This is a genomic window from Treponema endosymbiont of Eucomonympha sp. (assembly GCF_001028545.1).
In genome coordinates this window covers 1-1,228 of record NZ_BBPW01000179.1, presented here as the reverse complement: position 1 = coordinate 1,228, position 1,228 = coordinate 1, and the positions used below count along the sequence as shown (strand labels likewise).

General features: G+C 61.3%; 1 protein-coding gene. It reads right to left on the bottom strand.

Translation table 11 applies throughout. From position 1 onward, the window contains the following. A partial coding sequence (locus AWU74_RS05755; protein ID WP_306701020.1) for a DNA-binding domain-containing protein occupies positions 1-469 on the bottom strand: 469 nt, incomplete at its 3' end. Positions 470-1,228 lie beyond the last annotated feature (759 nt).

The following is a 1,228-nucleotide window of genomic DNA, read 5'->3' as shown; positions in this document are numbered from 1 at the left end:
GCGACATGTCCTCGCCCCGCGTTACCGTGTCGTCGGCTCTGCCGCTGGAAAGGTCCGTCACCGAGCCTATGTACGCGCCCGAATCCTTCATGCCGAGCACCAGAACGCCCACGCCGTCCAGCGCGGCACGGAGTTCCGCCGTGGCGCTCAGGTCGAAGCCGAGCGAGTGCCGCGCCGGGTCGAAGGCGCGGTCGTCGCCCGTCCACACGCCGCGGACGCGGGGCGCTATGTGCGCGACGCCGGTCTGCACGCTGTAGCCCTGCCGCAGCGTGTCGCGCCGGACGCGGTCGGCGTGGTTCAGCACGTCCACCAGCGTCTCAAGCTGGAGTTCCGAGCCCGCCGCTTTTATTGCCCGCGCGATATCCTCCGTATAGGCGGTCTTGCCTGCGGTCGATATCTCGGCGTAGTAGTTGTCCTCTTCCGTGAGCTTGTTTTCCTGCAGCCACACCTTCCATTCGCTGTCGTTCATGATTTATTCCTTATAGCGCCGTTTCCCCGGCGCAAGAGTGGGCGAACCCGCGCCCGCCTCTCCCGCGCCTGTATCAGTATATATAATATATGGCATTATCATGCGCATATGTGGCATTAGTGCGCGGCGATTTCTCCTGCGCTGCCCCCGCCAGCACGAGTATAGCATAGGCGCGGGCGGATAGATAGGCGGAGGGGGCATTCGCGCCCAGTTGTCTGCCGAGCGGGATTAGTTGCAGGCGGTTTCCGTGCAAAAGGCTGCCGAGCGGGCTTTGCCGGAGGGCGATATAGCCGTACTGCGGATAAGCGGCTACTGCGGCTATCGAGCGGGATTAGTTGCGGGCGGCTTCCGCGCACGGGGCTGCCGAGCGGACTTTGCCAACAGGCGCAAACCCCTATGCCGTCATAGAGGAAGCGGCAAAACCGCTTCCTCTATGAGACGAGAAAGGGAGCGGGCTTTGCCCGCTCCCTTTCTCTCCCGCTCGATAAGTCCGCCCTATATGCCGAGTTCCCTCAAGGAACTCGGACGTTACCCCGTAGGGGTAACGCCGTTGCCTTCCCCGCTGGGTTTGCGGTATGTTTACGGCAGGAGACCAACATGAGCGACCAAGCGCGGAAAACAGCGACGAAAATGACCTTTGAGCAGCTTTGGGCAACACTTCAAGAGAATGCCCAGCAGCAAAAAGAAACCGACCGCATGATAAAAGATATTGCCCAGCGGCAGAAAGAGACCGACCGCGAGATTAAAGCGGTGAATCAG